Annotated in this window: 19 protein-coding genes; 6 read left to right on the forward strand and 13 right to left on the reverse strand. The window is 72.2% G+C overall.

Annotated elements, in window-relative coordinates; translation table 11 throughout:
- Positions 1-47 precede the first annotated feature (47 nt).
- On the forward strand, positions 48-581 hold the full coding sequence (locus I847_RS0107145) for a DUF6636 domain-containing protein (protein ID WP_028049155.1): 534 nt from the start codon (positions 48-50) through the stop codon (positions 579-581).
- Between the two features lie 151 nt (positions 582-732).
- Here I847_RS0107145 and I847_RS0107150 read toward each other — a convergent pair whose 3' ends face one another.
- Positions 733-2,721, reverse strand: coding sequence for a M13 family metallopeptidase (locus I847_RS0107150; protein WP_028049156.1), 1,989 nt, complete (start codon positions 2,719-2,721; stop codon positions 733-735).
- A gap of 138 nt (positions 2,722-2,859) precedes the next feature.
- Between I847_RS0107150 and I847_RS0107155 the strand changes: the two genes are divergently transcribed.
- A complete protein-coding gene (locus tag I847_RS0107155) occupies positions 2,860-3,309 on the forward strand; it encodes a ribose-5-phosphate isomerase (RefSeq protein ID WP_028049157.1) in 450 nt (149 codons plus the stop codon).
- Here I847_RS0107155 and I847_RS0107160 read toward each other — a convergent pair.
- A complete protein-coding gene (locus I847_RS0107160; protein ID WP_028049158.1) occupies positions 3,306-4,589 on the reverse strand; it encodes a GNAT family N-acetyltransferase in 1,284 nt (427 codons plus the stop codon). The two genes, I847_RS0107155 and I847_RS0107160, sit on opposite strands and share 4 nt — an antisense overlap.
- Positions 4,590-4,665: 76 nt before the next feature.
- Here I847_RS0107160 and I847_RS0107165 point away from each other — a divergent pair, with 76 nt between their 5' ends.
- Positions 4,666-5,757 (forward strand): PP2C family protein-serine/threonine phosphatase, encoded by a 1,092-nt coding sequence (locus I847_RS0107165; RefSeq protein WP_028049159.1) that lies wholly within the window; start codon positions 4,666-4,668, stop codon positions 5,755-5,757.
- Between the two features lie 5 nt (positions 5,758-5,762).
- Here the strand turns inward: I847_RS0107165 and I847_RS22405 are convergent, their stop codons facing one another.
- From I847_RS22405 to cysK, 7 genes are all read right to left on the reverse strand, one after another.
- Positions 5,763-7,727 carry an acyltransferase family protein gene (locus tag I847_RS22405; RefSeq protein WP_081680581.1) on the reverse strand — a complete coding sequence of 655 codons (1,965 nt, stop codon included), beginning with the start codon at positions 7,725-7,727 and terminating at the stop codon, positions 5,763-5,765.
- A gap of 93 nt (positions 7,728-7,820) precedes the next feature.
- Complete coding sequence (locus tag I847_RS0107175) at positions 7,821-8,150, reverse strand: MGMT family protein (protein WP_028049160.1); 330 nt, start codon at positions 8,148-8,150, stop codon at positions 7,821-7,823.
- 1 nt (position 8,151) lies between these two features.
- The gene (locus I847_RS0107180; RefSeq protein WP_028049161.1) at positions 8,152-9,177 is read right to left on the reverse strand and encodes an LLM class F420-dependent oxidoreductase; all 1,026 of its coding nucleotides are present in this window, start codon (positions 9,175-9,177) and stop codon (positions 8,152-8,154) included.
- 53 nt (positions 9,178-9,230) lie between these two features.
- A complete protein-coding gene (locus tag I847_RS0107185) occupies positions 9,231-10,199 on the reverse strand; it encodes a DUF1648 domain-containing protein (protein WP_028049162.1) in 969 nt (322 codons plus the stop codon).
- Positions 10,196-10,546: a GntR family transcriptional regulator gene (locus I847_RS0107190; RefSeq protein WP_028049163.1), complete on the reverse strand. Its 351-nt coding sequence runs from the start codon at positions 10,544-10,546 to the stop codon at positions 10,196-10,198. Before I847_RS0107190 ends, I847_RS0107185 begins: the two co-directional genes overlap by 4 nt.
- Positions 10,547-10,655: 109 nt before the next feature.
- Entirely contained in the window at positions 10,656-11,240 is a 585-nt protein-coding gene (gene epsC, locus I847_RS0107195) for a serine O-acetyltransferase EpsC (protein WP_028049164.1), read from the reverse strand.
- An 80-nt stretch (positions 11,241-11,320) separates the two neighbouring features.
- Positions 11,321-12,256, reverse strand: coding sequence for a cysteine synthase A (gene cysK / locus I847_RS0107200; RefSeq protein WP_028049165.1), 936 nt, complete (start codon positions 12,254-12,256; stop codon positions 11,321-11,323).
- Between the two features lie 989 nt (positions 12,257-13,245).
- Here cysK and I847_RS22410 point away from each other — a divergent pair.
- Positions 13,246-14,487 (forward strand): TIR domain-containing protein, encoded by a 1,242-nt coding sequence (locus tag I847_RS22410; RefSeq protein ID WP_034609345.1) that lies wholly within the window; start codon positions 13,246-13,248, stop codon positions 14,485-14,487.
- Here the strand turns inward: I847_RS22410 and I847_RS25460 are convergent.
- The gene (locus I847_RS25460) at positions 14,484-16,247 is read right to left on the reverse strand and encodes an SLATT domain-containing protein (RefSeq protein ID WP_051274550.1); all 1,764 of its coding nucleotides are present in this window, start codon (positions 16,245-16,247) and stop codon (positions 14,484-14,486) included. The genes I847_RS22410 and I847_RS25460 overlap by 4 nt on opposite strands.
- Positions 16,248-16,298: 51 nt before the next feature.
- A complete protein-coding gene (locus I847_RS0107215) occupies positions 16,299-16,715 on the reverse strand; it encodes a VOC family protein (protein WP_028049166.1) in 417 nt (138 codons plus the stop codon).
- Positions 16,716-17,064: 349 nt separating this feature from the next.
- Between I847_RS0107215 and I847_RS25465 the strand changes: the two genes are divergently transcribed.
- Both I847_RS25465 and I847_RS0107225 read left to right on the forward strand, forming a co-directional pair.
- Positions 17,065-17,466, forward strand: coding sequence for a glyoxalase/bleomycin resistance/extradiol dioxygenase family protein (locus I847_RS25465; protein WP_155856045.1), 402 nt, complete (start codon positions 17,065-17,067; stop codon positions 17,464-17,466).
- Positions 17,467-17,558: 92 nt separating this feature from the next.
- A complete protein-coding gene (locus I847_RS0107225; RefSeq protein ID WP_155856046.1) occupies positions 17,559-17,771 on the forward strand; it encodes a hypothetical protein in 213 nt (70 codons plus the stop codon).
- Positions 17,772-17,804: 33 nt separating this feature from the next.
- Here the strand turns inward: I847_RS0107225 and I847_RS0107230 are convergent, their stop codons facing one another.
- Both I847_RS0107230 and I847_RS0107235 read right to left on the reverse strand, forming a co-directional pair.
- Positions 17,805-18,848: a Gfo/Idh/MocA family protein gene (locus I847_RS0107230; RefSeq protein WP_028049168.1), complete on the reverse strand. Its 1,044-nt coding sequence runs from the start codon at positions 18,846-18,848 to the stop codon at positions 17,805-17,807.
- Between the two features lie 31 nt (positions 18,849-18,879).
- Positions 18,880-19,344, reverse strand: coding sequence for a GyrI-like domain-containing protein (locus I847_RS0107235; RefSeq protein WP_034609348.1), 465 nt, complete (start codon positions 19,342-19,344; stop codon positions 18,880-18,882).
- Between the last annotated feature and the right edge of the window lie 38 nt (positions 19,345-19,382).

Below are 19,382 nucleotides of genomic sequence, written 5' to 3' on the forward strand. Positions count from 1 at the left end.
CGACGGTCAGCGCAGTCGATCGGGTCGGTAGCGACCCCGGAGGTGCCATGAGGTCCCGACGCACGCTCGTCGTCGTCTTCGTCGTTCTGGACGTCCTGCTCGTGGTCCTGCTGGTGGCGATCGCCCTCAGTCGCGGCAGCGGCGGCAACGGCGACGGGGGCGACGACACGGCGGCAACCTCTGGGGGACCGAGCGCCTCGTCACACCCGTCGGTCAGCGCGTCGAAGCCATCGACCAAGATCACGTCGTTCGCGATGCCGAGCGGCAACATCGCGTGCGCGATGTCCGTCGACGGCGTGACGTGCACGATCGCCCGATACACCTACGCGCCGCCGGTGGTCGCCGGGTGCACGGAGGTGACCGGGCACGTGCTGGTGCTGAACGCCGACGGAGTCGCGTTCTCGTGCGTCAGTGGTCCGCCGCCTGCCGCCGCCGGCGACGACGTCCCGCACCTCGAGTACGGCAAGACCACGACTGTCGGCGAGTACACCTGCACGAGCGCCACGGACGGCGTGCAGTGCGTCGACGGATCGGGCAAGGGCTTCCAGCTGGCGAGCGGCAGCTGGAAGGAGATCCCCTGAGTCGTTCGCCCCAGGCGTCGTTCCGAGACGCGCGGGCCGCGACGAGCTGCTCGCGACCTCGCGTTCACTGACCGCCGGCCAACCAGTCACCAATGATCACCGGTCACCGACGGTCACCGGTCACCGACAGTCACCGGTGACCGGTCGACGGTCACCAGATGCGGACGCGGTCCTCCGGTGCGAGGTAGAGCGCGTCACCGGGCTCCACGTCGAAGGCGTCGTAGAACTCGTCGATGTTGCGCACCACGCCGTTGCAGCGGAACTCGTTCGGGGAGTGCGGGTCCATCGCGAGGCGTCGGATGATCTCCTCGTCGCGACCCTTCGCCTGCCAGACCTGCGCCCAGCCGAGCAGCACTCGCTGGACGCCGGTGAGGCCGTCGATCACCGGGGCCTGCGACAGCGGCGTGCCGAGGGCGATCCGGTAGGCCTTGAGAGCGATCGACAGCCCCCCGAGGTCGCCGATGTTCTCGCCGATCGTGAGCTCACCGTTGACGTGGTGGCTCCCGTCCAGCTGCACCGGCGAGAACTCCGAGTACTGGTCGATCAGCGCCTTGGTGCGCGTCTCGAACTCCGCGCGGTCCTCGGCCGTCCACCAGTCCTCGAGCAGACCGTCGCCGTCGAACTTGGAGCCCTGGTCGTCGAACCCGTGGCCGATCTCGTGGCCGATCACGGCGCCGATCCCCCCGTAGTTGACGGCCGGGTCGGCGTCCGCGTCGAAGAACGGCGGCTGCAGGATGGCGGCCGGGAAGACGATCTCGTTCATGCCGGGGTTGTAGTAGGCGTTCACGGTCTGCGGCGTCATGAACCACTCGTCGCGGTCGATCGGCTTGCCGATCTTGGCGAGGTCGCGGTCCTGCTCGGCCGCGTGCGCGCGCCGGATGTTGCCGACCAGGTCGTCGGGCTCCACCACGAGCGCGGAGTAGTCACGCCAGCGCACCGGGTACCCGATCTTGGGGGTGAACGAGTCGAGCTTCGCGAGCGCCTTGGCGCGGGTGTCCTCACCCATCCAGTCCAGCTGGCTGATCGACTCGCGGTACGCCTCGACCAGGTGGCCGACCAGCTCCTCCATGCGCGCCTTGTGGGCGGGCGGGAAGTGTCGCTCGACGTAGACCTTGCCGACGGCCTCGCCGAGGACGCCCTGGACCACGGAGACCCCGCGCTTCCACCGGTCGCGAAGCTCCTGCGCTCCCGTGAGGGTGCGGCCGTAGAAGTCGAAGTTCGCGTCGACCAGGTCGTCCGTCAGGTAGGACGCGCGGCTGCTCACGAGGTGGAACGTGAGCCAGGCCTGCCAGTCCTCGAGCGGCTCGGACTGCCAGAGACCGGCGAAGGCCACGGCGAACGACGGCTCGCGCACGACCAGCCGGTCGAACGCGCCGGCGGGTGCGCCCAGCGCCAGCACCCAGCTGTGCCAGTCGAAGCCCGGCGCGCGTTCGACGAGCTCCGTGAGCGTCATCGCGTTGTACGTCAGGTCTGCGTCGCGGTCCTTGACGACGTCCCAGTGGGCGGCGGCGAGCGTCGTCTCGAGCCCGACGACCCGGCCCGCCAGCTCGTCCGCGGCCTCCTCGTCCGCCGCCGCACCGCTCAGCCTGAGCATCGTCGCGACGTGCGGCCGGTAGGCCGCGAGGACCCCGGCGTACTGCTCGTCCCGGTAGTACGACTCGTCGGGCAGGCCCAGGCCGCCCTGTCCGAGCAGGACGACGTAGCGCGTGGGCTCCTTGTCGTCGTTGTCGACGTAGAACTCCACGGCGCCGGCTCCGCCCGTGCGCTGCAGCGCGCCGAGCACGCCGGTCAGCTCGGCCTGCGACGTGGCGTCGCGGATGAGCGCCAGCTCGACGCGCAGCGGGTCGAGCCCGCGTGCGGCGATCGTGTCGGTGTCCATGAAGCTCGCGTACAAGCCACCGACCTTGGCCTCGACCGGGTCCGTCGAGGTCCCGTCAGCGGCGGCCTTGCCCGCGTCGACGATGATGTCCCGGACCTGCTCTTCCGCCTGGTCGTGCAGCGCACGGAAGGAGCCGTCCATCGCACGGTCAGCGGGGATCTCGTGGGACGCGGCCCACAGGCCGTTCACGTGGGCGTAGAGGTCGTCCTGGGGACGGACGTCGGGGTCGAGTGCGGTCAGGTCGATGCCACTGCGCGTCATGGGGACAGCGTACGGATCACCACCGACGCCGCCAGGAGGGACGCCCCCAGGGGGCTGCGCTGATCGCGAAACGCGCCGGACGAACGACGCCCGTGAACACGGACCCGGTGACCCGGGCGGGTACGGCAGGATGGGCCCATGCGGATCCACGTCGCCTCCGACCACGCCGGCTTCGACCTGCGGGTGGCCGTCGCCCAGCATCTGCGGGCCGCCGGGCACGACGTGGTGGACCACGGGGCGCACACCTACGACGAGCTCGACGACTACCCGCCGTACTGCATCGCGGCGGGCGAGGCGGTCGTCGCGGACCCGGGCTCGCTCGGTGTGGTCATCGGAGGGTCCGGGAACGGGGAGCAGATCGCGGCGAACAAGGTGGACGGGGTGCGCGCGGCGCTCGCGTGGAACCTGGCGACCGCCCAGCTCGCCCGCCAGCACAACGACGCGAACGTGGTCTCGATCGGTGCCCGGCAGCACACGGTGGACGAGGCGCTCGCGTTCGTCGACGCGTTCATCGCCGAGCCGTTCAGCCAGGGTGAGCGTCACCAACGCCGGATCGACCTGCTCACCGAGTACGAGCGCTCGCGCTAGAAGACCCAGCTGCACAGCGGCGCGACGGGCCAGGCGAAGGCCGCTGCGGTCGCCTGGAGGGCCCCGGTCGTCCGCTCCGCGACGAGCCCAGCACGTCCCTGGGCGGTGAGGGATCGCGCACCGAGGTAGGCGGCGCCGAGCACCCGGACGTCGAGCGTCAGGTCGGCCTCGTCGTCGGTCCGCGTCGCGGACGCCGGCCATGGCCATGCACCGTCGTCGTCCCGGTCGGCGGTGGTCAGACGCCAACGGCCCGCGTTCGCCGGGAGCCGGTCGTCCGCGACGTCGAGGACCACGTCCACCGGCGCGCTGTAGCGGCGGCCCGCCAGGGCGGTCGGGACGTCGAGCAGCCGGACCCAGATGTTGTCGGTGAGCCGGGGTGCGGCTCCGCGCTGGTCCGCGAGCAGGAGCAGGAGGGGGTCGTCGGCGGGCAGCATCGCAGCCTCGACCGTGCCCGTCAGGTCGAGGTCGAGCAGGAACGACCAGAGCAGGCGCGCCGCAGCGGCGTCGACCACCGCGGCCTCGCGAACCTGCACGATGCCTGCCGGACGGCCCTCCTGCCACTTCTCCTTGCGTCGGAAGAGGGCGTACGCGCGCACGCCCCCGGCGCCGTCGACCACCGTCGCGATGCGCAGCGGCTCTCCGCCGTCGCGCCAGGCGGGCGGGTCTGCGAGCGCCCGCCGCTGGTGCGCGGGGGTGTCTCGGGTGATCCAGCCAGGTCGCCCGGCTCCCGCCGCCCGGTGGACCGCGTCGACGAGCGGGGTGTGCCGCTCGACGTCCACCGTGTCGAGCCGGACCGACAGATCCGCCGCGCCGGCGGTCGGCGTCGCGTCGCGGAGGGCAGCGCCGCGGGGGAGCGTGAGGCGCACGTCGTCGGCGGCCGAGCCGTAGCCGAACCGGCCATAGATCGTGTGCTCGGCGGCGAACAGCGCGGAGACCGGCTCTCCCCGGGCCAGCGAGCGCTCGAAGTGGGTGTCGATCATCGCGTGCAGCAGCCCGCGCCGTCGCTCGTCGGGCCGGGCGCCCACCCAGGTCAGGCCGGAGCACGGGATCGTCGCGCCGGGTACCGGGAGCTGGAACGCGTAGGAGGCGTGCACCGCGGCGAGCCGCCCGTCGGCCGACTCGACACCGACGGTCCGATCCCACGTGACGGTGACCGGCACCAGCGCGTCGGTCTCCGGCGTGGGCTCGAACCCGAACGCGAGGCGGTCCACCTCCTGGAACTCGTCCTTGCGGGACTCCGCGACGTCGACGATCCGGTATCCGGCAGGCAGTGGGCGCATCGACCCATCGTGCCCGGGTTCACGGTTCGACGGCACCACGATTTCCGTCGGTGCGAGCGGCGGATACGCTCACGACGTGCGAGTTGCGCGAGCGCCGAAGAGGGGGCTGCTCACGCGCGCGTCGCTGCTCCTGCGGCGGTGGGGTCTGCGTTCGCAGCAGGTCCTCACGGCCGCGATGGTCGCCTTCGCCGTCCTCGTCGTCGCGGGCGTGCGCCTCTACCCCGACTGGGTCCCGCCGTCGAGCCTCCTCCTGCTCGAGCTCGTCGCGGCGTTCCTCCTCCTGCTGCGTCCGCTCGTGGTCGTCGGCTCGGTCGTGCTCGCCGGGACGTTCTGGCTGTGGTGGGTGGGCACGCCGACGCTCCTGCCGGGCATCGTCGTCGTCATCTCCGTGTCGGTGGCGGCGACGATCGCGTTCGCGCGTGAGCGGTCGCGCCTGGGTCTGCAGGGCGTTCCCGGAGATCTCATGCTGGTCGACCTGCGGGACCGCCTCGCGGCCCACGGCCGGGTGCCGCGACTTCCGGACGGGTGGCACGTCGACAGCGTGATCCGGTCCGCGCACGGTGACGGGTTCTCGGGCGACTTCATGGTCGCGGGCAGCCGGGACGGAGGGAAGTTCCTCGAGCTCGTCCTGGTCGACGTGTCGGGCAAAGGTCTGGGCGCGGGTGTCCGGTCGCTCCAGCTCTCCGGCGCGTTCGGTGGCCTTCTCGGCGCGCTGCGGCGCGAGGACTTCCTGGGTGCGGCCAACGGGTACCTGCTCGACCAGGACTGGGAGGAGGGCTTCGCCACCGCGATCCACGTGGCCGTCGACCTGCCGAGCGGTGACTACTGGGTGTCGTCGGCCGGTCACCCGCCGGCCGTCCAGCGGCACGCGGGGTCGGGTCGCTTCGAGGTCGTGGACAGCATCGGGAGTCCGGCGCTCGGCATCGTCGCGGACTTCGTCTGCACGCCGCGGTCTGGCCGGCTCGAACGTGGTGACGTCCTGATGCTGTACACCGACGGTGTGATCGAGGGCGGTGCCGACGGCGACCTCGACCAGGGCATCGACCGACTCATGGGTGTCGCGGACCGGGTGCTCTCGCCGGGCGGTGGGCACGCTGCACAGGTCCTGACCGGAGTACGAGCCGGGGACGACGACGACCGGGCCGTGGTGCTGATCCGGCGCGACTGACCTGCCTACGGCTGGATCGAGGCGAGGACCCAGTCGGCGTACCCGTCCCGGCCGGTGCCGGGCCGCAGGTGGATGTCGTCGGAGTACAACCAGGGACGGTTCCCGGCGGCCAGCGTCGACCAGTCCAGCACGTGCACGTTCGGGTACTGGGCCGCGACCCGGCTGAGCACCTCGTCGTTGAACGCCTCCCAGGTGCGCGGCACGTGGACGTTCACCAGGTACACCCGGCGATCGCGAGTGCTGTCCAGCAGCCGTCGCAGGGTCGCCTCGTCGATCGGTCCGTTGGTGCCGCCATGCACGATCACGGTGTGCCCGAGCGTCCCGGCTGCCCGCGACGCGAGCACGAGGTCCACCATGACCCCGAACTGGCGCGACTCGGCGGCGTCGACGCCGATGCCGCGGGCGTTGAGCTCGGCGGCCGCGCCCAGCATCACGGAGTCGCCGAAGGCCGAGGCTCCGCCGATCGGGTCCGGCGGCGCGGGAGGGGGCGGCGGAGGAGGCGGCGGCGGGGCGGGCACCGGGGCGACTGCTCGCGGAGGCGTGGTCAAGGACATGTAGATGCCCGGCGTCGGGTCGGGAGCCGATGTCGCAGGAGCGCCGGTCGGTACCGGGCTCGGCGCCAGGTGCAAGGCCGCGGGGACGCCGGGCTGCAGCACGTTCCCGACGGCACTCGCAGCGGGGACCTGGGCGAACGCGACAGCAACGGTCGTCGTCACCGCGACGACGACGGAGGCGAGGGCGCCGACCAGGATGGCCGACCGCCGTCGTACGCCGCCCCACCGGACCGCGAACAACGCGCGGCTCAACGCGCCGCGGCGGATCGGCAGCTCGACGTACCGGTAGGACAGCTCGGCGAGCAGGAGCACGACCGCGACGCGGACCGGCGTCGCCAGCCACGGCGAGGCCTGGACATCGACACCCGGCCGGGTCAGCACGAAGACCGGCCAGTGCCACAGGTAGATGCCGTACGAGCGCTCTCCCACCCAGCGCAGGGGCTGACGGCCCAGCTGACGACCCAGGAGCCCGGCCGGGTCCACGACGGCGCCGACGAGGATCGCGGCGATGACCGAGAACGCGAGGAACCCGCCGCGGTAGAGCGCCGCGCTGAACTCGTCGACCCAGACGAAGGCCGCCACGACCGCCAGCAGCGCGAGGCACCCCACGACGTCCGTGACGCCCGCCTCGAACCTGCGCACCGACAGGCCTCGCTCGTGGGTCCACGAACCGGCTCGTTGCCAGCTCCGCCACGGCATCCAGACCGACGCCATCGCGGCGCCCACGAGCAGTCCCATCGAGTGGGTGTCGGTGCCGAAGTACACGCGGCTCGGGTCGTGGGGGACGGGGCTCGACGTACGGATGGCGATGACGCCCATCGCCACGGTCGACGCGATCGCGAGGAGCGCGGCGAGCTGCCCGACCCGGGCGCGGCCCCAGCGGATCGCGAGCAGAGCGACCAGCGGGAACACCAGGTAGAACTGCTCCTCGACCGCCAATGACCACAGGTGCTGGAGCAACGGCGGACGGCTGACGAGCTCGAAGTACGAGCGGTCGGCCGCGACCTGCCACCAGTTCGAGGCGTAACCGAGGGCGGCGACGATGTCCCCGCGGAGCTCACCCACCTCGCTGCGCAGGACCAGCCCGACCCCAGCCATCACGAGCAGCAGGAGCCCGAGTGCCGGGAGCAGCCGCCGAGCGCGACGGGCGTAGAAGTGTCGAAGCGAGAAGCGGCCGGTCCGTTCGACCTCGTCGAGGATCAGCGTCGTGATCAGGAAGCCCGAGAGGACGAAGAAGACGTCGACGCCGAGGAAGCCGCCGCGCATCCACGGGGCGCCCAGGTGGTAGATCACGACCGCGGTGACGGCGAGGGCGCGGATCCCGTCCAGGCCGCGCAGATGGGGCATCCGCACCGGCGCGGGGGCAGCAACGGGGGAGGGACGTTCGAGCGTGATGCTCCGCCCGGTCGTGGTCATGGATCTCCCCAGCTGTACCCGCGCGGCCGGGTCACGGCCGCTCGTGCGCGGTCAGGCTACGTGGCGCGGTGCCGGTCGCCTAAAGAGACACGCTCATTCGTCCGGAAACCAGATCGCTGTCCGAAGTGCGACGCGCGTTCCGTCCGAGGTCAGTGGCGTGCGCTCGGCACGGAGCTGCTCGAGGGCGCGCTGCAGGTGGTGCTCGGGTGGTCGCCCGACCGTGTTGACCACGCGCCACCAGGGCACGTCGACGCCGGCGCGGGCGAGGACGGTCCCGACCTGACGCGGTCCGCCGCGGCGCTTGCCTTCCGTGGCCTCGAGCCGGTCCCCGACGATCTCCGCGATCAGTCCGTACGTCATCGCGCGCCCGGACGGGATCTGGGCGACGAGGTCCAGGACCGCCTCGGCGTAGTCGTCGTCCACGTCAGGCGAGGGCTGCTGCGATCACGGGCAACGTGCGCGGGTCCGCCTGCACGAGCATCGTGGTGATCGCCGTCGCCTCCCAGAGGGGCAGCTGGCCTCGCACGTCGTCGACCGTCCCGACCAGTGCGATGTCCTGCACCAGCTCCAGGGGAACCGCCGCCGTCGCGCGCGTGCGGTCGCCCGCCAGGTAGTGGGCCTGGATCTCGTCGCACGCCTCGGAGTAACCGAGCCGGTCGAGCACGTCGCGATGGAAGTTGGCACCCTTCGCGCCCATCCCGCCCGCGTACAGCGCGATGAACGGACGAACGGCGTCGGCCGCCGACTCGACGTCGTCGCCGAGGACGACGGGCACGGTCGCGACGACCTCGAAGTCGTCCGTCGGCGTCGGGCGCTTCGCGAAGCCTTCCGCCAGCAGCGTCCGGTACTCGCCGTCCATGCGCGGCGAGTAGAAGAGCGGGAGCCACCCGTCGGCGATCTCGGCCGTCATCGCGATGTTGCGCGGACCCTCGGCCGCCAGGTGGATCGGCAGGTCGGACCGCAACGGGTGCACGGTGGAGCGCAGCGCCTTGCCCAGCCCCGACCCTTCGTCGGCCCCCAGCGGGAGACGGTAGAACTGGCCGTCGAACGTCACCGGTGCCTCGCGAGCGAGGACCTGTCGGACGACGGCGACGAACTCACGCGTCCGGGCCAGCGGCCGGGGGTACGGCTGGCCGTACCACCCCTCGACCACCTGCGGGCCGGAGGCCCCGAGACCGAGCACGAACCGGCCGCCGGACAGGTGGTCGAGCGTCAGTGCGGCCATCGCCGTCGCGGTCGGTGTGCGGGCCGAGATCTGCGCGATCGCCGTGCCGAGCCGGATGCGTGACGTGCGCGATCCCCACCAGGCCAGCGGTGTGAAGGCGTCGGACCCGTACGCCTCGGCCGTCCAGACGGAGTCGAACCCCAGCTGTTCGGCGCCGAGCACCGCCTCCTGGGCGCCGGGCGGCGGCCCCGCAGACCAGTAGCCCGTGTGATAGCCCAGCTGCATCGCGCGTCCTCCGTGACCGGCGCCCGGCGACGCCGCAGCGCCAGGCTATGCGGTCACAGGACGCGCGAACGCGCGGCGAGCGTGTTGAGCAGCGCGGCCGCGGTCGCAGCGTCGTGGACGGTGACGACGAGCGAGCGCTCGCCCGTGCGTTCGACCTGGAGCGCCTCTCCGGAGCGCAGGACGATCCCGACGCGGCCTCCCCGGCCCACGCGGTAGCCCCAGCCGCCGAACTCGGAGACTGCTGCCACCTGGACCACCTCGGCGCGCAGGACCTCGTCGAGCGGGACGACGACACGCGGCCAGCCGAGAGCGGACCGGACGGTGAAGCCCCGTCGATCGACCACGACGGTGAACCGCGCGGTCGCCAGCACGACCACGACGAGCGCGAGGCTCGCGAGCGCCAACGACCACTTCTGGGTGAGGACGCTGACGACGAGCACGAAGGCCGCGGCCGCCCAGCCGCCGACGAGCATCGCGCGGCTGGCCGCGACCGCGACCCAGGTGGCCGTCTCTCCGGCGCCGAGCGCGAGCCGTGGAGCGTCGTCCGGCACCGCCTGCCCGGCCGGCTGGTGCGGGTCGCCGGGCATCGCGACGGCGGCGAGCGTTGCCGCGAGCGCCCCGACGACCAGTGCGACGACGGTGACCACGGCGATGTCGCCGGTGTCCGCGGCGTCGGTCAGTCCGCGCTGCGCGTCGAGGATGCCGATCACGATCGTCGCCATCACGGCGGACACCCCGACGGCCGTCCCGGCGGCGACGCGGCGCACGAGGGCAGCACGGCCCCAGAAGAAGGCGAGCACCCACGAGCCGACCGCGACGAGCGCAGACACCGCGACCGTCGGCCAGAGCAGCCCCGCGAGCGAGGAGTACCCGGTCGGTCCCTCGGAGCCGAAGTGCGAGGCGACCGGATCGGGCAGCTGGTCGGACCAGGCGGCCGCGACGGCCAGCGTGGAGCCCAGCAGGGCACCGGGGACGACCAGGGTCAGGACCGTGGTCATGGTGCGGTGCGGGACCGTGCTCATCGGAAGGCCTCCTTGACGAGGGCTGTGGTGGTCTGGGGCGTGATGCCGAGGGACCGTGCCACGCGGACGAGCGCGTCGATCGCGGCGTGCAGCTCGGCGTTGTCCGCAGGGATGGCCGTGACGACGGCTCCTCGTCCGCGGCGGAGCTCGATCAGTCCCTCGTCGCGCAGGTCCTGGTAGGCGCGGAGCACGGTGTGCAGGTTGATGTCGAGCGAGGCTGCGAGCTCGCGGGCGCCGGGGAGGCGTTCTCCGACGGTCACCTCGCCGCGTGCGACGGCCGCGCGGACCTGGCCGGCCAGCTGCACGAACAGCGGCTCGGGAGAGGTGGGGTCGATCCGCAAGAGCATGTCGCCACCCTAGTTGTTTGCTTACAACTAGAACAAGTGCTCTTTGGCCGACGGCGAAGCAGGAGCCTCGCTAGCGTCGTTCGGGTGGCGATGGGCGTCCGACAGGACCTCAGATGTAGATCGCGGGATCGTCGATCTCGGCGTCGAACGGCGCGGCGGCCGGCCTCTGGCGGATCTGCGCCGGCACGCCGACGGCGATCGCTCCGGCAGGGACGTCGTGGATCACGACCGCATTGGCGCCGATCTGCGCGCCCGCCCCGATCCAGACCGGGCCGAGGATCTTGGCGCCCGCGCCGACGACCACGCCGTCACCGACCGTGGGGTGCCGCTTGCCGTGCCGCATCGACTTGCCGCCCAGCGTGGACCCGTGGAACAGCACGACGTCGTCGCCGACCTCGGCGGTCTCCCCGATCACCACACCCATGCCGTGGTCGATGAACAGGCGACGACCGAGTCGGGCGCCCGGGTGGATCTCGATGCCCGTGAACGCCCGGGAGAGCTGCGAGATCAGCCGGGCCGGCAGCTGCAGCCCTGGGCGCTGCCACATCCGGTGCGCGAGGCGGTAGACCCACACGGCGTGCACGCCCGGGTAGCCCAGGGCCACCTCGGCGAGCGAGCGGGCCGCGGGGTCGCGGTCGCGGGCTGCTTGCAGGTCTTCCTGGAGCGTGGCGAGGAAGTGCAGGGGTACGGACATCGAGGGCTTCGTCCTGTGGGGTCTGAGGGGGACGCCCGGTGCCCGCCGTGGCGGCGGGCACCGGACCACGTGCAGGACGGTCAGTCGAGCAGGTCGGCGTAGAGAACCGTGGAGAGGTAGCGCTCGCCGAACGACGGGATGATCGTGACGATCAGCTTGCCGGCGTTCTCGGGCCGCTGGGCCAGGAGCGTCGCGGCGTGCAGTGCGGCACCCGAGGAGATGCCGACGAGCAGGCCCTCCTCGGCGGCCGCCCGACGAGCGACGGCCACGGCGGTCTCGGCGTCGACGTCGATGATCTCGTCGTAGATCGTGGTGTCCAGGATCTCCGGGACGAAGTTGGCGCCGATGCCCTGGATCTTGTGCGGACCGGGGGCTCCGCCGTTGAGGATCGGGGACTCGGCCGGCTCCACGCCGACGACCTGGATGTTCGGGTTGCGCTCCTTGAGCACCTGCCCGACACCGGTGATCGTCCCGCCGGTGCCGATGCCGGCGACGAAGATGTCGATCTTGCCGTCGGTGTCCGCCCAGATCTCCTCGGCCGTGGTGCGGCGGTGGATCTCGGGGTTGGCCTCGTTGGCGAACTGGCGGGCAAGGATGGCGCCCTCGCGCTCGGCGACGATCTCGTCGGCACGGTTGACCGCGCCCTTCATGCCCTCGGAGCCCGGCGTCAGGATGAGCTCGGCGCCGAATGCGCGCAGGAGCGCGCGACGCTCCTTCGACATCGTCTCCGGCATGGTCAGCACGACGTCGTACCCACGGGCTGCGCCGACGAACGCGAGCGCGATGCCGGTGTTGCCGGACGTCGCCTCGACGATCGTGCCGCCGGGCTTGAGGGCGCCGGACGCCTCGGCGGCGTCGATGATCGCGACACCGATGCGGTCCTTGACGGAGTTCGCGGGGTTGTAGAACTCGAGCTTGCCGACGACGGTGGCGGGCGCACCGTCGGTGATCTTGTTGATGCGGACCAGCGGGGTGTTGCCGATGAGCGCCGTCGCGTCGTCGTAGATGCGTGCCATGGTTCCTCTTCGGTCGAGCCGCCGCGGACGCGGCGGTGGGTGGGGGACTGATGGGCTGGGCCGGGGCACGTGTGTCCCGGGTCGTGCACAGTGTGTGGCAGCGGAGGGTCCGCGGCGGGTGTGTGCGGCGCGTGGCGCCCGTCGCTGACCCCGGGGCGAGCGCTGGCGCGTGAGGCGCGCCCCGGTCAGGGCACCCTCGCGCTCAGGAGAGCCAGCGCTCTAGAGACAGCGACAACAGGCGGGAGCGCCGTCGCGGGGGAGGGCGGCGGGGGCGGCAGTGTGTGCGCGCATCGCATCCTCCATGACCGGACCGGGCCGAGACGTCCTGGCGGGCGGGCCTGACAGGAGTGTCGGGACCGCAATCGGGTTGACGCTAGTGCCAACGCCGGGGCCAGCGCAAAGGTGCCCCACCAGGCGGACGGGCCGGGCGCGGCGGTACGCGCCGGCTCCTGTGGCGATGTCCCGTGCGAAGCGATTCGCACACCTGTTCTGGACAGGCGACCGATTGCCGTGTACTGTCGGCGATTGATCAATCTCCCGGTCTGCGTGGTGGTGTCAGCATCCCATCGCGAACGACCGGCCCGGAAGTGAAACGCGTCGCTACGAGAGCGACTGACGAGCACTGACCGGGTGGCTGGTCATCGACAGCCTCCAATGGCGCTGGAGGCGGTTCAAGCCGCGCGCAACAAGGACAAGCGGGCGCGGTGGGCGATGGCTGAACGGTGCTGAACAGACGAGCGGCCCCGGAACGGCGCGCGACGAGAGTCGTGGCGTCGGACCGGGGCCGTTGTCGTCGGACGACTCCCGGGCACCCTGGAGCGGCCCCCGACGTCGTCGGGCGGCGCGAGCTCACGATGACGTAGCCCTCCGGCGAGGAAGGATTCGCCCATTCCAAGCCTTCTCAGGCATATCGGCGATCTGCGAGCATCAGAAGAAGGGCCGCTGGACGACGCAAGACGGAGTGTGCGGTCGGCTGACTGGGGGCTGTGATGCTGTTCGCGAGCTATTCGAGCAAGGACCTGGCCGCGGTAAAACGACTGGTCGACGACCTCGGACCGACGCGCTTCGACGTCTGGTTCGACCAGGAGCTGCGCGGTGGCGACGACTGGTGGAACGAGATCCTCGGCCAGATCGCGACGTGCGAGGTGTTCATCTTCGCGCTCTCGGACAACTCGCTGCGCTCCAAGCCCTGCGGCGTCGAGCTCGCGTACGCGCAGGCCCTCGGGGCGCCGGTCCTGCCGGTCCAGGTGGGATCGGTCGCGAACCCGCGGCTCAACCCTTTCGCGAACCTGCACATCATCCCGTACGTCGACCGCGCCGCGAACGCCGGAATCCAGCTGATCTCGGCGCTGGAGCAGAAGTCGGCGCGGCCGTGGACGCCGACGGACCCGCCGCCGGCCCGGCCGCCGTCGCCGTACGCGATCTTCAGGGACCTCTCGGCCCAGGTCGCGGCGCCGTCGCTCACGTACGCGGAGCAGGTCGACCTCTTCCGGCAGCTTCGCGACGGGCTCGACTCCGAGCGCGACGAGTCGGCGGGCGAGGAGCTGCGGACGTTGATGCGTGACCTGCGCAAGCGCCCGGACCTCGCCGTGCGGATCTCCGAGGACATCGACCGGGTCCTCGCCGTGACGGTGGCGCAGAGCGTGCACACCGGGTCGGCGGCCGATGGGGGGCTCGGAGCGTCGACCGGGGCCACTCCGGTGGCCGCGACGGGCACGACGACATCGAACAGCTCGAACACCCCGACCGGAGCGACGGCGAGCACGGCGAGCACGGCGACGGCGGGCCCAGCGAACCGTTCGGCGCCGAACACGACGACGGGTGCGACGACGGGTGCGCCCGCGTCGAACGACCAGCGCAAGACGTCCGCACCGCCGACGCAGACGGCCTGGGCCCCCGGGTGGTATCCCGACCCGAGTGGAACAGGGCAGCGCTTCTGGGACGGCGCGCGGTGGACCGAGTTCCGGCACGAAGCGCCCCGCCCGGTCGCTCCAGGCGGCCGGCCCTCACCCCCGCCCGCCCGCCCGCCGGAGAAGTCGAACACGCTCTCCATCGTGGCGATGGTCCTGTCACTGACCGGCTGGTGGGGCATCATCCCCGCCGTGTTCGCCATCCGGAAGCGCGAGCCGATGGCCACGGCCGCGCTCGTGGTCTCGCTGGTGGTCGGGATCCCGATGGCACTCATCTGGATCGGGATCCTCGCCAACTCCGGCTCGTCCTCGGGCTACTAGCGCTTCGGTGGCGTCGTCCCCGTGTCGTCGACGGACTGGCGCAGCAGCATGGACCAGGTGCCGACCTCGCCGAGCTGGATCGCCTCCGCCTCGGCGATGAACGAGTCGACTGCGCGCCCGTCGCCGACGTCGATCGACGAGGCGCGTGCCGCAGCGAGTCGTAGCGCTCCGGCGGTGTCGTCGTAGCGGCGGGAGAGAGTGCCGAAGCCCGACATCGCCTCGTACGTGTTGGTCGCGGCGGCGAGCGCGCCGCAGAAGGCCGCGACGCAGGCCCACGCCGCGCGATGCAGCGGGTCTGCGACGCCCAGTCCCCCGAAGAGGGCGGCACACACGAGCAGGAGCGCCGACGCGGTGACCGTCTGGTGCAGGCCGGTCTCGAGGCGACGGGATCGCTGCTCATACCACCGCGCCTGCTCCTCGAGCCGGTGCCGTCGGTAGAGATCGAGGGCCTCGGCGGGCCACGACGCAGGCGTGCCGGCCGGCGCTGGGGGAGGCGCGTCGGCCTGGACAGGCTGGGTCGAGGCGTCGTCGAGCAGCGCTTGTGCCGAGGCCTGCGCGTTCGACGCTGGCGCGGCCGGCAGCCCGTACCGGCGACGGGCAGTCTCCTCGCGAAGCTTGGCGACGGCGTCGTCGCCCGCGCGCTGCGGCATGGTCGTGACGAACTCGAAGTACAGGCTGCGCAGGCGTTCCGCCCTGGTCCGTGCGCTGACGTACGAGTCGAGGGCGCCCTGCCTGCGGGAGATCGTGAGCAGGCCGGACGTCGCCGCGCCGACCGCCGCGAGGGCGACGCCGGGCCACGCGGCCGACGTGAGCCAGGACTGGACGGCGCCGAGCGTGGTCGTCGCCAGGCCGCCGACCAGCCCGAGAGTCACGATCCAGCGGTGCCGGTTCTGCTCCCGCAACGCGGTCGCGTCACAGACGCGCAGAGCCGGGGCCACGACCTGCTCCGCGACGGCGATCGCGGTCGCCAGGTTGGGGTACCTGACCGCGGCGTCGGGCGGGAGCAGATGGGTCGCCGGTGCGGTGCGCACCCGCCGCCGCGGCACGGCGTCCAACGCGGCGGCACGGCCTGCGGGGCGGACAGGACCGAGCACCGTCTCGAGCGCCTCGCGGACTGCATCGGCTCCGCCCGCACGGTCCACGGGAATCACCAGTCCGGCGTCGAGCAGTGCGGCGAGCTCGGGATCGCCGTCGGTCGCGCGCCCGGAGAGCACGTCGTCGGCGAGGCGGCCCGACCCGGCGACGACGAGCACGGTCCGGCCGCGGCGCAGGTGCTCGCGCAGCTCGGTGCGCGAGACGGGGCCACCGCCCACCAGCACGCAGACGACCACCTGGCGCCGCCCGGCGACCGCGTCGACGAGGTCGCTGATCGCGGGCAGCTCGTCGCCCCAGTCCGTGCCCGCCACCAGCGCGACGGCGTGGTGGTGCGGTTCCAGCGGTACCCCACCCTGCACGTCCCCCGAGTCGACGAGGGCAGCCGGCGCGACACCGACCAGCGGCGGCGCAGGGCGGACGGCGAGCGAGGACGCGCCGGCCAGGGCGAAGACGCCGGCGTCCGTCCCCCCGGTCACGACGACCCCGCGGCGTAGCGCAGTTCCGAGCAACAGCTCCCGCACGAGCGGTGCGAGGGTGGCGGCGAGCTCGGGTTCCAGGGGATTCGTCGAGCCGAAGAGGGCCACCACCGGTCGCCCGCTCGGCACTCCCAGGTCGCGCGGACGCAGCCTGCCACCCTGCGGCACCCTGACGAGCGTCGGGCCCATGGCACCCCCTGCGGGACGGGACGATTCCCACCCTAGCGGCGCCGGCGGGGCTCAGGCGGTCGGCGCTGAGACGTTGACCAGCCAGCTCACCCCGAACTTGTCCACCAGCATCCCGAACGTGTCGCCCCACGGGGCCGTCTCGAGCGGGGCCGTGATCGTCGCGCCGTCGGAGAGCTTGTCCCAGTAGCCCGTGAGCTCGCCGAGGTCGTCACCGCTGAGCGACACCGAGATGTTGCTGGTGGGCGACCACTCCATGTGCTCCGGGACGTCCGCGGCCATGAGAACCAGGCCCGACGGGCTGGTGATCTGACCGTGCATGATCAGGTCGGCGTCGCTGGGGGACTGGCTCATCCCGCCTTCCCCGAACGTGCTGGTCACCAGCTCGCCCCCGAGGACGGCCGCATAGAACTCGAGCGCCTCCTTCGCGTTGGAACGGAAGTTGAGGTACGGGTTGAGGATCGTGGGCACGGCAGCGTCTCCTTCGTCTGTGGATCGTGGATCGCTCGTTCGGGCGACCAGTGCGGCGCACCCGCTTCACCTTGCCACCAGGCTCCCCTTGGCCGACACCGTCCGGCGCCCGTCGTCACGAGTCGATGTCGTACCCGGAGTCGGGCTCGCCGACCGTCCGAGCGGCGCTGCCGGGGCCGGACGGTCTCGTCACAGGACGTCCGCTTCTCGCCCTGCCCGAGGACCGGCCAGCCTGCGAAGCCCCGCGAGGCGGGTCCGTGCGTAGCGCGACCGGGAGCCCGGCGCTGGGCTCCTGTGAGACGCTGCGTACCAGGCCGAACCCCGGCACGGGCGGACGGGTGGTGTGGCGATGAACGACGATCCGGTCGTGTCACTCATGCTTGCCGTGCCCGACGCGCAGGCCGCGGCCCGCTGGTACGAGGCGGCGATGGGCGCCACGCGGCTGTGGGACCTCGGCAGCGTCGTGGGGCTCTCTGTGCACGGGGCTCCACTGTTCCTCGGCGAGCCGGAGGGCAACGGCTGGGCCGACCCGCTGAGCGTCGGGAACCCGACCGTGCGGATCGAGGTGTTCGTCGACGACCCCGACGCGTTCGTCGCCAGGGCGGTGGAGGCCGGCGCCGACGCCGGCGACCACCCTCTGCGCGACCATGACGCACCGTGGGGGACCCACCGGCAGGGTGGCTTCGTCGACCCGTTCGGCCACCTCTGGTTCGTCGGGGACCGCTCGCCGCTCAGCGGTTCTGAGCCCTAGATCCGGCGCTCCCGCGAGCGTGGCGGGAAATCGATGATCATCGGCTTTTCTGCCACTCGTCCGGGGCATGCTCCGAGGACGACGCTCGAGGTATGAGAACAGTCCTCACCCTGGTGGCAGCCCTGATCGTCGTCGCGCCGTTCGTCGTCCTGACCTTGCGCACCACGCGTTGGGACCCGGTAGGGCACCTACGTCGTCACACCTCCGGACTCGATCGCGTGGTCGCGCCGAACGGCCGTAGCGCGGTCGACCTCCCGCGGGTCCTCGTCGACCTCGCGGCAGCACGGGCGCACGCCGATCACTGAGGACCCGCGCAGCGAGCGCCTGCACGGTCGTCGTCAGGACTCGCCCGGGTACACGACGCCGACCTGCCGGCGGATGTCGTCGGCCGTCTCGAGGATCGTGACCGTCTCGTCGAGGGGGAGCAGCGGTGAGTCGGTCCGCCCCTCCGCGGCGTAGGTGGCGAGCGCGGCGGTCTGGAAGCTCAGCCCGCCGTAGCCGTGGATGCTGTTCGCGTCCCAGGTGCCGGTGGCTTCACCGATGGTCAGCGTCACACCGGCGGGGACGTAGCACCTGTCGTCGACCTCGATCCGGCCGAGCGAGCCGAAGACCTGCGCGGTGTGCCCCGAAGCGGTGAGCATCGACGTGAACAGCTGTGCCTGAGCGGTGCCGTAGCCGATCTGCGCACTCACCTGCGCGTCCACCCCGGTCGCCGCGAGCGTCCCGGCGGCTTGGACGCTCGTCGGACGCAGGGCAAGACCGGCGGCGCCCGCGACTGCCGAGGCGAACGACAGGGGATAGACGCCCAGGTCCAGCAGGACGCCGCCCGCCAGGGCGGGGTCGAGCAACCGGTGCGTCGGGCTCAGGCCGGCGTGCACGCCGTAGTCCGCCGTGATCCGGTGCACCTGCCCGAGAAGGCCGTCCTCGAGCACCCGGCGGACGACGTCGGTGTGCGGGAGGTAGCGCGTCCACATGGCCTCCATGAGCAGGACGCCTGCCGCGGCTGCGACCAGCTCGCGTGCCTCGGCGGCGTTGCGCGTGAACGCCTTCTCGACGAGGACGTGCTTGCCGGCTCCGAGCGCGAGCAGGGCGTGCTCTCGGTGGTGGCTGTGCGGGCTCGCGACGTACACGGCGTCGACCTCGGGATCGTCGACGAGCGCCTCGTAGGAGGTGTGCACCCGGTCGACGCCGTGCCTGCGGGCGAACTCCGCGGCGCGTTCCGGTGAGCGCGACCCGACCGCGACCAGCCGCTGGCGCGTGTGCTGGCGCAGCGCGGTCGCCCAGTGCCCGGCGATGTGGCCCGGGGCGAGGATGCCCCAGCGCAGGACGGGCGCATCCATGGGGTCAGGGGTTCGCGGCTCGGGGAGGGTCAGGCGCGGCATGCGCACAGCCTGACATCGCCTGCCCCGGGAGTCAGGCGATGACCGGCAGGACGAGCCGAGTCTCGTTCTGGCTCGGCTCGGCGACCTCGCTGGGGTCCGTGAGGTAGACCTCGAGGAAGTCCCCCCGCATCTGCGCCGCGTGCTGAGAGAGCCAGGTCCGCAGCTCGCCCCATGCGCCCGGGAGGCCGTCGTAGCTGCCGACGTGCACCCCGACCGCGGCGGGACCGCCCGGCAGCTCGACGACCTCGACGCCGCCGCCGAGGTCTTCGACCACGTCGGCACCGACCACGAAGCCCGCCGCGAGGTCGACGGAGTCCGTGGGCATGTCGCGGTACCAGCCGAACGCCGGACCCGTGATCGTCAGCCCCGCCGCCGCGACCTCCTCGGCGACCAGCCGGTAGGCGCGGTCATAGAAGGCAACCAGTGCATCCATGGCGACGCGCTCACGCAGGACGGCGACGAGCGTGGTCGGCTGGACTTCGACGGTGATCTCCACGGGGCTCCTCATCGTTCAGTGGGCACAGGCTGGTCTGT

This window comes from Cellulomonas sp. URHD0024, from assembly GCF_000426185.1.
Classification (GTDB): Bacteria; Actinomycetota; Actinomycetes; order Actinomycetales; family Cellulomonadaceae; genus Cellulomonas.